Origin of the sequence: Pseudovibrio sp. W74, assembly GCF_001623085.1 — a bacterium.
GTDB lineage: Bacteria > Pseudomonadota > Alphaproteobacteria > Rhizobiales > Stappiaceae > Pseudovibrio.
In genome coordinates, this window is the sequence record NZ_LMCJ01000024.1 from 17,409 (window position 1) to 30,535 (window position 13,127).

Here is a 13,127-nt window from a genome sequence, read left to right on the forward strand (position 1 = left end):
CCGTAATTGTTCTTCAGCTCTTCAAAATCTTCTGGATGAAGTTCTGTGAGCGTTAGACGGTCCTGTTTTCTGGCGAGCATACAGGCAATTTCAGGGGAGCCGGGGTAAAATTTTACGCCGCCACCCGGATTGAGAGTCTCGACTGTCTCCAGCCAGGGAGCGAGAACTTCCTTCACAGGACCTGGCGCATCGCCAAGATTTTCCAGCACTTTGCCGATGCCTTGCTGCCACTCTCCGGTTTTCTGGGCCTCTTCAGAGGTCAGATCATACAGGCCAACTCCGGCATGCGTGTCCAGTACTCTGTAGGCTCCATCTTTTTTCTGGAGGTACTTCAAGATGTTGGCGAGGGCGATATGCTTAAGTACATCGCCAATGTTGCCTGCGTGGTAAATGTGCCGATAGTTCATGGTGGGCGCCTGTTGGCCTTTATCGCGCGCTGCTGCCAGGGTGGAGTTCTCTAGAGGCGCTCTTGTTAATAGGTTTGTTGTCGGCCTTATAGTCTGATGGTGGGCAGGGACACAAGGCGCAAAGCATTCTCGTGAGCGCAAAACTAAAGGCAGCAAAGTGCTGCCTTTAGTAAATCAACAGTGCAAGTCCAGAATGGTTAGTCCTGGCCCATGCTGTCAAAGTCGTCGCGCATCTCTGGCTGAGCTTCAGCTGTTTCAGATGAAGCTGCAGTCCCATCTTCCAGTCGCAGTTCAACTGCCTTTGGACCTTTGCCCCGGCGATCAGGTTCAGTCTCAAAGGAAATCCGCTGCCCGCTATCAAGCGTCGTCAGACCGGAGCGCTCAACAGCTGAGATATGGACGAATACATCGCTTTCGCCATCATCTGGTGTGATGAAGCCGAAGCCCTTATCCAGCTTGAAGAACTTGACAGTGCCAGACTGGCGAGGTCCCCGTTCAACTGGTGGGTAGCTGCGTCTTCCGCCTCCACCACCGTTTGGTCCGTCCCGGAAGCCACCGCCTCCGGCGCCGCCACCACGGTTGCCATACCCGCCGCCACGGTCATTGTCGCCATGCCCGCTCGCGCGATAGTCGTTGTTCCGGTCTCCGCCGTATCCTCCCGGACTGCGGTTACCGTAGGGACCTCTGCGTTCATTTTCCACCACAGGAGGCGCGTAGGCGCCGCGCTCGGAATCTCCTGGAAAATATGCTGGTGCCCCAAACTCCGGGCCGAAATTCTGCGAATCCCCAAATTCGCGCTTGCCGCCTCGCTTGCTGCGTGGACGACGACCCGAATTCCCATTATGCATTACAATATCGCCTTTCCTGCGGATTTAAACCTGCCAGTATCCGCATGTACTCGCTTTCTCAAAGCCAATTGCCCGTCCGAAAACACACAAAGTAATAATCAAATGTCTTAGTGGGGCTTTGGTTAAGAGCTCCTACCTGCCTTGCATCGCAAACACTTCCTAATTGCTTGGCCGGGTAATAATAGTGGCCAGTTCAACATAGGCAGTCTTTACGTATGCGCGGCATATAATAGGGTTCAGTTTGGTAATAGGGCAAGCTTTTCCTAGGGAAGGCGGAGGTAAAACCCTATGAAATTGGGGGTGTATCCAGAAATGAGAGGATAAAACCCTATTGTTTACATCTAAAAGATCGAATATTTTTGCGAAGACAAATGATATTTGCATGTTTGACTGTGACTGCAATTTTAAATGGTATTCGTTTGGGCTTGGTTTTGAGGTTGTATTTGAAAACCGTAATATTAGCTGGTTTCAAAAGAGGCTGAGAGTAGCCCGGCATATCTGATTACTGTATGGTGCGAAGAATTCGGAATTTGGAGATGAAGCACTTATGAGTGATGCCAGCAATAAAGCAGATCTGACGGGAATTCAGATAACTGTTGTTCCGGTCACTGCCTTCCAGCAGAACTGTAGCATCGTGTGGAACAAGAATACGCGCAAAGCTGTTGTTGTTGATCCGGGCGGGGATGTGGATCACATTCTTGCTGCGCTTAAAGAGCTGGATGTGACTGTAGAGCATATCCTCATCACTCATGGGCATATCGACCATATCGGCGGTGCTGCTGAACTGGCAGAGACGTTGGATGTTAAAGTGATTGGCCCTCATGAAGATGATCGCCCACTGATTGATCGTGTTGAAGATCAGGCCAAGCAATTTGGTTTGGACACGGTCAGAAAAGTAGAGCCAGATCAATGGCTTGTTGAAGGTGATGTGGTCACTGCTGCGGGTGCTGAATTTCAGGTTCTACACTGCCCGGGCCATGCGCCGGGGCATGTTGTGTTTTACAACAAAGACCTGAAACTGGCGATTTCGGGTGATGTGTTGTTTGCAGGGTCGATTGGGCGAACTGATCTTCCGGGTGGTGATCATGATACGCTTATCGCCTCAATCAAGGAAAAGCTTTTGCCGCTGGGAGATGACATTACGTTCCTGCCGGGGCATGGGCCAGCTTCTTCGCTTGGCCACGAAAGGCTGAACAATCCATATCTGAAATAGCCGATGGTTATCTGAGAGCGTGAAGGGGAGTTTGAGCTCCCCTTTTTTTTATCTAAGGATTGCCTGGAGTTCGTCGATGCGCTCGTTGATGAGCCAGCCGTAGTAATTTTCTCGCGGCAAATGTGCTGGTGTTATTCTGCGCTTGTTTCTATAGGAAATGGCGCGTTCCCAAGGGTTTCCGAGATTATACAGGGTCGATGTGATGCCAGGGTTTTCGGAAATATCGACGTTAGCGACCTTCTTGTAGGCGTTGATGGCGTCTCTTAGCACTGCTGCGGTGTAGTGGATTGATTTGTTTGGGTCCATCACCGTTTTATAAAGGCCAGAGGCATCTTTTGAGCTGAGTTTTGGTAGGCCGCTGATGCTGCTGACCATGTCATTCATCTTTAGGGCTGTGAGCGGCGTTATCTGGCCTAAACCGAAGCTTTGGCCTGCGAACATTGGCCTGAAAAAGGCTCTGTGAAAGGGCTCTCGCGGGTAGCGAACCGAGCCGATAGTTTTGCCCATGAACCTTGTGTTCCAAATGAGTTCGTAGCATCTCCAGCGGCTGTTGCTGGTTTCCTGGCGGCGGCATGTGTTGAATTGTGGGCGCTTTACAAAACTCCAGACTTTCTCGCCATCATGTTGGAAAGAAATAGGAATTCGCGCGTATTGCAGAGCCTTCATGTAATAGCCCTGAGCGCTGTCGAGGCTATCATAATTGTAGGTATGCTCTCCGACGATCGCTCCCAGAATGTGGACCGGGTCTATGTTGTACAGACTGGCGACCTTCTTGATGTTCTTGATCAGGCGGCCTTCTCGTTTAAGCACTTTGAGAATGCGCTGGAACTTTTTTTCATAGGTTCGATTAAAGGCTTTGGTACGTGTTGCGGATGCGCTGGGGATGGTTGGCTGGCTTTGAAGGCGATTGCCAGCGGGAACCTTGAGCGGAACATTCGCCTGTGCTGAACTTAGCAATAAGTCAGGTGAAGATAATATTAGGGCTGTTGCTAGAATAAATGCACTTGCTTTTTGATGTAATGTCATAGCAATCGAACTCTGCACTATTAATTGCTGTTGGTTTTGATTGCTTTATATCTAGATGAATTGTCCTAAAAATCTATTCAGATATGGATTTATGCTTTCTGCAATAAGTATGGTGTTATTTTTTACAATTATGCCCATTCAGATATTTCTTAAATTCATTGGCAACTGAAATGCGTACGTGTGTGACGCCGCTTTGAATAAAGCCCAGTTTCGAGGCTGCTGCTTTGGAAAGATCAATCAAGCGGTTTTGAGCATATGGGCCGCGATCATTTATCCGTACTGTCAGAGATTTGCCGTTTGATAAGTTGGTCACAAGAACTCTTGTACCCATTGGCAGTGTTAGGTGAGCTGCTGTGAGCTTGGCCGGATCCATCATTTCCCCGCTCGCCGTTTGGGACGTGAGGGCATACCAGGAAGCTTCTCCGCATTGAGATGTTCTTTTAATTTCCACCTGATGAGGGCGCAGGATGAAGGCGACAGACACAATCAAAATGGCGATGATGAACAGGAGGAGATCGTAAATGCGACCATTGCGATGAGCCAAGCTTTTGTTGTTACAAGACATTCTGGAGCCTATTGGCTATTTTACTCCGCTAATTATACAGGGTTTCCCTCGTTTTAGGGACCAGAGAGATTTTCTGTGTTGGTGAGTTGGTTTATGTAGATTGAAAAAATTGATCGCGTTTGTAGCGGTGTGAACCGTGCGAACATGTTCCGGATAGGGGAATAAAGTGCAGCAAAACCCATTGACTGGAAGACTTATCCTCGCGGATGTCGCCCGCGGCCTCGCACTCCTGACAATGGCAATCTACCATTTCTCCTGGGATCTTTCATGGTTTGGAGTTGTTGACTGGGATGTGTCCGGCTCTGCAGGATGGCGGTTGTTTGCGCAATTGATTGCGGGCAGTTTTCTGTTTCTGGTTGGGTTCAGTCTGGTGCTGGCGCATAAAAGTGGTATTCGCTGGGAGAGTTTCTGGCGCCGGGAGGTCAAGGTCGCAATTGCTGCAATTGCGGTTTCTGTTGCGACTTATTTTATCTTTCAGGATCAATGGGTTCGGTTTGGAATTTTACATTCCATCGTGGTGTCGAGCCTACTTGCCCTGCCGTTTTTGCGTGTTCATTACGTGTTTGCGTTGCTATGTGGGGCAGGGGTGATCCTTCTCTACCATTGGCTAGGGGATTATGTGCTGCCATACCGGCAGTTTTTCTGGCTTGGGCTCAACTCCTTGCCTGAAGTTTCCGTTGATTATGTGCCACTTATTCCTTGGTTTGGGCCAGTGCTTTTGGGTGTCGGGTGCGGGGATATCCTACATCGCTATAATCTTTTGCGGTTTTTGCGCGGTTCTGCGTTTCCAAGCGTTTTTTCGCGTTGTTTTGCGTGGTTTGGTCGACATTCCCTTGCGACCTACCTTCTGCACCAACCGGTCCTGTTCGGGATCGTTTGGGCTGGCGTGACTGCTGGGGTGATTGGTACCAGTGGCGATGTTCAGGTCAGAAGCTTTCAGCAATCTTGCGTGATGGCGTGCAGTCAGACCGTGGATGCCAGGCAGTGTGAGCAGGCGTGTCGGTGTACCTCCTCTGAAATAAAAGAGCGAGGCATGTGGGAGGACTTGCTGACAAGACCGAATGATGCGGATGTGCGTGAAATCGCGCAGCAGGTCTTTCAGGTGTGTCTGCGCCGGTAGGTTCGATATCCCCTTTTCGACATGATTTTATCCTCCTGCTCCAAGGAAGATACGCCCGCGTTTAGCTGATTTAGCCGATCTGTTTGTGAATCAGTCAGGCAGAGCTCTCTGAAATTTCGGAGAGTTGGGCATCAACTATTCTGGTGCGCAGCTATTCCTCTAAAAAAATATACATTTTCTGGTCGCTGAAATCTCAAGGGGGCATTCATGAGCTCTTCCTTTCCTAAAAGGTCGCGCTTTTGTTCTATTACCTATACGTAAGCTTTGGAATTGAATGAGATTTTTACAATCTGACCCGAGATGTCATTTCCATGAGTAAGTCATATTTTGCTCAATTATGCAGGTGACATAAAGTTACCTTTAGAAGAAAAATACTCAAAACTACAGATAGATGGTATTGACCACTCTAAATGTACGGATAATATATCACTTGGTAAATATACGCAGTTATTATGAAGTGATGTTGGGATTTTCGTGCTTGTGGGGGAAGTATAGTCGTAATCTATGCTCAAATAATGTTTTAAACATAGCGTCACCTCCATGAGGTGAGCTCTTCTTTCACGACATATCTTCGCATCCCTTCAGGAGTGAGCCCGGTTTTGGGGAATTACCGGAAGCTCACGAGTATGGGGGAAGAGAATGCGGGTTTTGAAGAATGCAGGCCGAGGCCTTGCAGCAGGCTGCTTTGTGCTGGCCGGATCAAGTGCCACCTTTGCAGGTGCGTGGGATACGCTTGGCATAGGCTCATCAGAGTTGCTTTTTGCTCCAGAGGACTTCGTGGTTGAAGGTTCTGTGACCTATGTTGACCGTAATGTTGATTATGACATCACTGCAGCCGCTGTTGCTGGTCTTGGGCCAGTTACTACTGGTCCTGTTTCATCCCGGGCAACGCCTAACATTTGGAATTATCAAGGTGCACTGAAGTTCGGTATTACAGACAATGCTGACTGTCTGGCGCGCATAAATAATCCTTTATCGATTGAAGAGGAAATGGATCCTGATTGGCGTGGTCGATTTTCTGGTTATGAGACACAAGCGCGGACACTCGCATTTGATGCAACCTGCGCTTACAGGTTTCAGGTCGGGGAGGGGCGTTACATCCGTGCAATTGCAGGTGTGAAGGCGCAGGATCTAAGCTATTACTCCAAGGGAGCTCACCCTTTAGCTGGAACAGCAGAAGTTGATTTGAAGGCAGATGGGCTGGACTATGGTTGGCGCGTTGGTGTGGCTTACGAGGTGCCTGCTTATGCTATGCGTGCGAGTTTAATCTATGATTCTCAGATTAAATCCGACCTGAGTGGAGATACCATTGTAGGTGGTAACAAGGTCTATGATAGCACCGCATCTTTGACATTGCCCCAATCTGTTGAACTCAATGTACAATCCGGTATTGCTCCAGGTTGGTTGGTTAGCGCCGGAGTTAAGTGGGTGGATTGGTCTGTGATTGATGTGCTGTCAGTCGATAGTGAAGTCGCTGGAGTTGGTACGCCGGTTGGGGAAACTGTTCATAGAAACCTGAATTTTAAGGATGGCTGGACAATTAAGGCTGGTATTGGTCACGCACTAACTGAACAAGTGAGCCTTGGTAGCTCTTTGCAGTGGGACCGTGGTGTTGGGGGCAGTTATTCCGATACCTATACCTTCGGTTTTGGTGGTTCCTATGCTGCCAGTAAGAATGTGAAATTCACATTAGGTACAGCTGCAATTTACAAGACAGCTGGCTCAGGAGATGCGACTAATACTGCCTCAGGTACAGTCAATGAGTATGACTATGACGCATCATGGGCTTATGCGGTGAATACTAAGGTACGTTTGTCGTTCTGACGTACTTGCGAAGAACTCAAATACAAAGCCGGAGGCATTGTCTCCGGCTTTTTTGTTTTAGGTGCTCATATTGCGATTTGAGGGGAATCCCTCATTGTGCGTGATTTGTGCAAGATGCAGCTCAATTTGTGCTGTTTGTGCAACAGTTTTGTGGAGAAATGAGCATGTTGGATTGTTGGAAAACCTATCCCAAAACTCTTAAGTAATTTACGTATAGGTAAGTTTGACTATCGTCTAATGCTTGGTCTCTCTTTACGATTAACTGGCCTGTGTTTGAGACTAGTAAATATAACATCCTAATTTACCTTAGGTTATATTAAAGTCTAGAAAAGCTTACCCAAGCGAAATGGCGTAGTATTTATACTATGGGAGGGGTGATTATTTCTCCCGATGCGTTATGCATGCAGTCAGAACTATATCAGTTTGCTCTGCAAATTGGTGGGATTGCACTGGCGCGAGGCACGTTGATGCTCGTTAAGTGCGGATAGCATGTGTGTCGCATTGGGGTGAAACGCGTTGCAATTTCCGTATCTTAAGCAAGTGCTCCTAACTGAATGAACCTAAAATCAGTGTTTTAAACACTGTGTACGGGGAAACATAAGGGGGAGAGGGCATGCGTGTTCTCAAGACATTGGCTCAGACAACCGTTCTGGGCTGCGCGGTATCCATGATTCCGGCTGCTGCATTTGCAGGCGGTTGGTCCACTGAAGGCATTGCAGACTACGATTTGCTGTTCGCAAAAGAGCGGTTCGCGTTTGAGGCTCAGTCAACAGTAGCGCTTCGCAATGTTGACTTTAAAAATGCAAAAACCACAGTAAATAGCGTGATTGATCTCAGCGCATTGGGTTCTGCAAAAGCTGATGATATTGCACCAAATTTGTGGCTGAACTCTGGTTCTGTAAAGCTTGGTCTAACTGATAACTTGGATCTTTTCGCAAGAGTTAGTCAGCCATATGCGATTAGCGAGCAGCCTGGTTTTGACTGGAATGGACGCTTTGCGATTGCTGAAACCAACGCTGATGCACTCGGCATTGATGCGATGTTAAGCTATAAGCACGAAGTTTCTGATGGCAAGTTCATACGGGTATTTGGTGGTGTTCGGTCTGTAACCGTAGACTATGAGCAACTTTCAAGATCACTGGATACGAGCACCTTCACAGAATCGGATGTTGCTATCAATGTAGAGACTGATCGAGAGTATGGTTTCCGTTTGGGTGCTGCATTTGAGGTGCCTGAAATTGCTTTGCGGGCTCTTGTTGCCTATGAATCCGAGATTGACCTTGATCTTGAGGGTGACCTGGCAGGTTTGGTCGCTGTTCCGCTCGCCGCATCTGCAAATGCGACACTTCCACAGTCTCTTGAAGCTAAGATTCAGACCGGGGTTGCTCCAGGTTGGCTTGTTTCTTTGGGTGTGAAGTGGACTGATTGGAGTGTCCTGAACGAGCTAAGTGTCGATCTGCCAGCTGCAAGTGCTACTGTTGTACGTGATCTAAGTTATAGCGATGGTTGGATCGTTGAAGCTGGTGTTGGACATCAGTTAACCGAGAAACTCAGCGTCGGAAGTACTCTTACTTGGGATAAAGGTATTGGTGGGCCTTACTCTGACTACTATGCACTTGGTCTTGGCGGCTCTTATGACTTAACCGAAAATGTGAAGTTTTCGTTGGGTGGCCGCGCCATCTATAAAACTGCGGGCGAAGGTGCTTACAATATTCAGAGGACGGTTGGAGCTACGACTACTGAAGTCAACACCGACTACGAATACGACTCCTCCTGGAACTTCGCTGTTTCTTCCAAGATCCGTGTAGCGTTCTAAGCTTTAGTATTTTGAGAATTATGGGGCCGGGGATGGTGATCTCTGGCCCTTTTTTATTTTGGGGCTGAGGCGATGAGGTGGCATTCGTAGCGGTTGTTGTTGCTGAAGCGGATTTCGACGGATGGCTGTTTGAACTTATTGTTGATCCGAAAGATCACGGCTTGAGCCCCGAGGCTTGAGAGATGGTCGGGTAGTTTGTTGCTGAAGAATTTGTAGTGAGCTTTGATCGGGTGGGCTGTCATTTTGATGACTTCCCCTGCAACCGCTATTTCAGCAAAGGCGTAGGTTGAGCTGGTGTCGATTTCATAATCGACGAACACTGCCGTTCCACGAAACTCATCATAAATTTCCTGACAATGGTCGGTCATGTCTGAGGAAGCCGAACCCGCGCTCACTGCTGTTCCAAAGTGGGCGATGGGCAGCATGAGTTCTTCTGTGACCAGTCGCGCATTTGCCATGCCAGCTGAGCCTAAGTGGACTGCAGCAGCAATGCACAGCACTGCCGCTTTCTCGCGAAATGGTCTGTTCTGAAGGACGATTGCTGAGAAAGGCATTTGCCTTACTGTCTCAGCTTAAAGGCTTCAGTGCTCAAAAAGCATTTGTCTGTTGGTTGGTCTCCTGCCGCGATGATGTGCACCACTTCATCGTCGAAGTCGTCTTCCATCGTATAGATGACCCTCAGAAAGCCTTTGCTTTTGAGAACATCGGGCATCTTGTCTGAAGTGAAGGAGTAAGTCTCCGGTATACCCAGAGGAGTGAGGCGGACTTCGGTGTCTTCCACCAGAGCGATTGCGCGGTTTTGGGTTGGGCTGATCTGGTATTCGACGAAGATCTCCTTGCCCATGCCGAATTCGTACTTTTTCTCGCAGGCCTCTGTCACAGCCGGGTCTGATGAACCGTCTTCCTTTAAGCCAATGATGTAGTTGAGCGGAACGAGCACTTCGCCCTTTACGTTTTTTGGGGGAGCGGCCTGGGAAGCTGTGGTCAGGAAAAGAGCTGTGGCAATGAAGGTGACTGTACCAAGTCCGAAATGTACGTTTTTCATTCTTGTTATTCCTGCTCGGTATGAGAGATGAGCGTCAAGCTGATGTCAGAGTGATTTCCTCACTAGTTTTATTGAGTGGAACACGCTCTGGCTGTTATGGCGCAGTCTGCGGCAACCTCAGGCATCACTCAATTCAATGCGGTCAGTCTGGTTAAGAGAAGGCAACGGGTTCTTTTAAAACTAAAGCTGTTTGTTTATCACGTGTCGTAGGGAGCGGGTTCCTGCTTTTCGATGGAACGCTTTGCTGAGAAATTAAGAGGATGAATAGGCGAGAGTGATGGAACGAACTAAGAACATACTTTCTTTTCCAAATGACTCACGGCATAGTGCACCCATGACTAAGCGCCCTACAAAATCTTTCAGTTCTTCTTCATTGCCTGAAGCTGAGGGGTCCTCCTCTGGCTTTGGGGAAGCTCCGCAGCCTGTACTTTCCGGCAGTCCATTGTCAGGTTCCGTTTCTGACTGGGCGGACCAGATTGCTGATGAAGATCTTTCCGGTCTGAAGGCACGCAAGGAAGCAGAGCAGCCGAGTGAAGAAAAGGTTGCCCCGAAGAAGAAAGCTGCAGCGAAGCCAGCTGCGAAAAAGCCTGCTGCCAAGGCGAAGAAGGCACCTGCCAAGTCTGCGCGGGGCACTTCCATGGGGGCCACGAGTGATCCGCGTGAGCGGGCCAAGGGTGGTTTGAACCCGGTCGCGGGGTTAGATATTTCACTGGAAGATGCTGAGAAGCTTCTTGATAGTCACGTCAAAGAGACGAAGAAAAAGAAGAAGAAGGCCAAGGAAGATACGATCACCGGAGCAACAGCGACTGTTCAGGCGCTGGCACGGCTGATTGAGCAGGGGCGTTCTGATGAGTCTGGAGAGGATGCCTGGGTTCCGCACCGGCCGGAGCGTCCGTCAAAGTCCGAGGGCGGGGTTCCGATTGTGCTGGAATCCGAATTTGAGCCTAAAGGGGACCAGCCGACTGCGATTGCGGATTTGAAGGCCGGTCTCGCGGATGGAGATAATACGCAGGTTCTGCTGGGTGTTACCGGGTCTGGTAAGACCTTCACCATGGCGCAGCTGATTGCGCAGACACAGCGTCCGGCGTTGATCCTTGCACCGAATAAGACGCTTGCGGCGCAGCTTTATGGCGAGTTCAAAAGCTTCTTCCCGAACAATGCGGTTGAGTATTTCGTTTCCTACTATGACTACTATCAGCCCGAAGCTTATGTGGCGCGGACGGATACGTTCATTGAGAAAGAAAGCTCCGTCAACGAGCAGATTGACCGGATGCGCCACTCCGCAACCCGCTCGCTGCTGGAACGTGATGATGTGATCATCGTGGCGTCGGTCTCCTGTATCTACGGTATTGGATCGGTTGAGACTTATACGGCCATGACCTTCCAGCTGGAGGTTGGTGAGAAGGTTGAGCAACGCCAGCTGCTCGCCGATCTGGTGGCGCTGCAATATAAGCGCAATGATGCAGCTTTCCAGCGTGGGACGTTCCGCGTGCGGGGGGATACGATTGAAGTGTTCCCGGCGCACTATGAGGACCGGGCATGGCGTATTTCCCTTTGGGGCGATGAGATTGAAAGCATCACCGAGTTTGATCCGCTGACGGGCAAAAAGTCCGGTGAGCTTCAACTGGTGAAGATCTACGCGAATTCACACTATGTGACGCCGAAGCCGACGCTGAACCAAGCCACCAAGTCTATCAAGGCAGAACTCAAGCAACGCCTTCAGGAGCTGAATGACCATGGCCGTTTGCTGGAAGCGCAGCGGCTGGATCAGCGCTGTACGTTTGATCTGGAGATGATGGAAGCAACAGGTGCCTGTGCGGGCATTGAGAACTACTCCCGATATCTGACTGGCCGTGCACCAGGTGAGCCGCCGCCAACGCTGTTTGAATACCTGCCTGACAATGCGCTTGTGTTTATTGATGAGAGCCATGTGACTGTGCCGCAGATTGGCGCGATGTACCGAGGTGACTTCAGGCGTAAGGCGACACTGGCGGAGTATGGCTTCCGCTTGCCGTCCTGTATGGACAACCGGCCTTTACGGTTTGAAGAGTGGGACGCGATGCGGCCACAGACCGTTGCGGTTTCAGCCACGCCGGGCAACTGGGAGATGGATGAGAGCGGCGGCGTGTTTGCGGAGCAGGTTATCCGCCCGACTGGTCTGACTGATCCTGATATCGAGATCCGGCCTGCCAAGACGCAGGTGGATGATCTACTAGGCGAAGTGCGGGAGAAGGCGGCGAAGGGCTTCCGTACGCTGGTGACAACGCTGACCAAGCGCATGGCAGAGGATCTGACCGAGTATCTGCACGAAAATGGTGTGCGGGTGCGGTACATGCACTCTGATATTGATACGCTGGAGCGGATTGAAATCCTGCGTGATTTGCGCCTTGGAGCGTTTGATGTACTGATCGGGATCAACCTGTTGCGTGAGGGGCTGGACATTCCTGAGTGTGCTTTGGTGGCTATTCTGGATGCTGATAAGGAAGGGTTCCTGCGTTCTGAAACTTCGTTGATCCAGACCATTGGTCGTGCTGCGCGTAATGTGGATGGTAAGGTCATTCTTTACGCTGACAGAATGACTGGCTCTATGGAGCGGGCTATTGCAGAGACCAACCGTCGCCGGGCGAAGCAGGAAGAATACAACGAAGAGCATGGCATTACGCCGGAGAGCGTGAAGCGCTCTATCGGCGATATCATGGAGAGCGTTTACGAGCAGGATCATGTTTCTGTCGATGCTGGCTTTGCCGAGGAAGGGGCCACCATTGGTCACAACCTCAAAGGCCATATTGAGGACCTTGAGAAGAAAATGCGCGAAGCTGCAGCTGATCTTGATTTTGAGATCGCGGCGCGGTTGCGTGATGAGATCAAACGCCTGCAAGAGACCGAGCTTGCAATTGCCGATGACCCCATGGCACGACAAACTTCTGTTGCGCAGCAAACCGGTGGGTTTGGTGGGAAGAAGAAATATGGTGCCGCTGGCAACCTGCCCAAGGCAGAGGCGGATAAAGCTGATGCTGGCAGCAAGGTGCATAAGCCACGGCTGGGTGAGATGGGGCCGGGAACAGACCTGCCGACACCAGCTGGTGCAACCGGCGAGAAGAAACCGCGCCGGACCTCCTCGGGTCGCAGCTCAGGCGGGCGACCGGGCACGCGGACCCATCGAAAGAAGAACTAAAACAGTTCGCATTTAAGTTGAAACACCTGCACTGCTTTAGCCTTTGTTTTTGCGTATCTTTATCCGAAAACCGGTTTCCACTTTTCGG

Annotated in this window: 11 protein-coding genes; 5 read left to right on the top strand and 6 right to left on the bottom strand. The window is 50.0% G+C overall.

What is annotated here, in order from left to right; genetic code table 11:
- Both rlmJ and PsW74_RS30145 read right to left on the bottom strand, forming a co-directional pair.
- Positions 1-407 (bottom strand): 23S rRNA (adenine(2030)-N(6))-methyltransferase RlmJ (gene rlmJ / locus PsW74_RS29845; protein WP_244277874.1); only part of this gene is annotated, 407 nt, incomplete at its 3' end.
- 197 nt (positions 408-604) lie between these two features.
- The gene (locus PsW74_RS30145) at positions 605-1,255 is read right to left on the bottom strand and encodes a cold-shock protein (RefSeq protein ID WP_063290015.1); all 651 of its coding nucleotides are present in this window, start codon (positions 1,253-1,255) and stop codon (positions 605-607) included.
- Positions 1,256-1,802: 547 nt separating this feature from the next.
- Here PsW74_RS30145 and PsW74_RS17765 point away from each other — a divergent pair.
- Complete coding sequence (locus tag PsW74_RS17765) at positions 1,803-2,468, top strand: MBL fold metallo-hydrolase (RefSeq protein ID WP_057461148.1); 666 nt, start codon at positions 1,803-1,805, stop codon at positions 2,466-2,468.
- A gap of 48 nt (positions 2,469-2,516) precedes the next feature.
- On the opposite strand, the gene PsW74_RS17770 is transcribed toward PsW74_RS17765, so the two are convergent.
- Complete coding sequence (locus PsW74_RS17770; RefSeq protein ID WP_063290014.1) at positions 2,517-3,494, bottom strand: DUF1402 family protein; 978 nt, start codon at positions 3,492-3,494, stop codon at positions 2,517-2,519.
- Between the two features lie 115 nt (positions 3,495-3,609).
- On the bottom strand, positions 3,610-3,981 hold the full coding sequence (locus PsW74_RS17775) for a septal ring lytic transglycosylase RlpA family protein (protein WP_244271785.1): 372 nt from the start codon (positions 3,979-3,981) through the stop codon (positions 3,610-3,612).
- Between the two features lie 259 nt (positions 3,982-4,240).
- Between PsW74_RS17775 and PsW74_RS17780 the strand changes: the two genes are divergently transcribed.
- The 3 genes from PsW74_RS17780 (at position 4,241) to PsW74_RS17790 (ending at position 8,819) form a co-directional block, all read left to right on the top strand.
- Positions 4,241-5,179 carry a heparan-alpha-glucosaminide N-acetyltransferase gene (locus PsW74_RS17780; protein ID WP_208988051.1) on the top strand — a complete coding sequence of 313 codons (939 nt, stop codon included), beginning with the start codon at positions 4,241-4,243 and terminating at the stop codon, positions 5,177-5,179.
- A 639-nt stretch (positions 5,180-5,818) separates the two neighbouring features.
- Positions 5,819-7,003, top strand: coding sequence for an outer membrane protein transport protein (locus tag PsW74_RS17785; protein ID WP_063290011.1), 1,185 nt, complete (start codon positions 5,819-5,821; stop codon positions 7,001-7,003).
- A 613-nt stretch (positions 7,004-7,616) separates the two neighbouring features.
- Positions 7,617-8,819: an outer membrane protein transport protein gene (locus PsW74_RS17790; RefSeq protein WP_063290010.1), complete on the top strand. Its 1,203-nt coding sequence runs from the start codon at positions 7,617-7,619 to the stop codon at positions 8,817-8,819.
- A 53-nt stretch (positions 8,820-8,872) separates the two neighbouring features.
- Here the strand turns inward: PsW74_RS17790 and PsW74_RS17795 are convergent, their stop codons facing one another.
- Both PsW74_RS17795 and PsW74_RS17800 read right to left on the bottom strand, forming a co-directional pair.
- A complete protein-coding gene (locus tag PsW74_RS17795; RefSeq protein WP_063290009.1) occupies positions 8,873-9,373 on the bottom strand; it encodes a hypothetical protein in 501 nt (166 codons plus the stop codon).
- A gap of 5 nt (positions 9,374-9,378) precedes the next feature.
- Positions 9,379-9,864, bottom strand: a complete 486-nt coding sequence (locus PsW74_RS17800) for a hypothetical protein (protein ID WP_057461141.1) — start codon at positions 9,862-9,864, stop codon at positions 9,379-9,381.
- Between the two features lie 334 nt (positions 9,865-10,198).
- Between PsW74_RS17800 and uvrB the strand changes: the two genes are divergently transcribed.
- Positions 10,199-13,039, top strand: a complete 2,841-nt coding sequence (gene uvrB, locus PsW74_RS17805) for an excinuclease ABC subunit UvrB (RefSeq protein WP_063290155.1) — start codon at positions 10,199-10,201, stop codon at positions 13,037-13,039.
- Positions 13,040-13,127 lie beyond the last annotated feature (88 nt).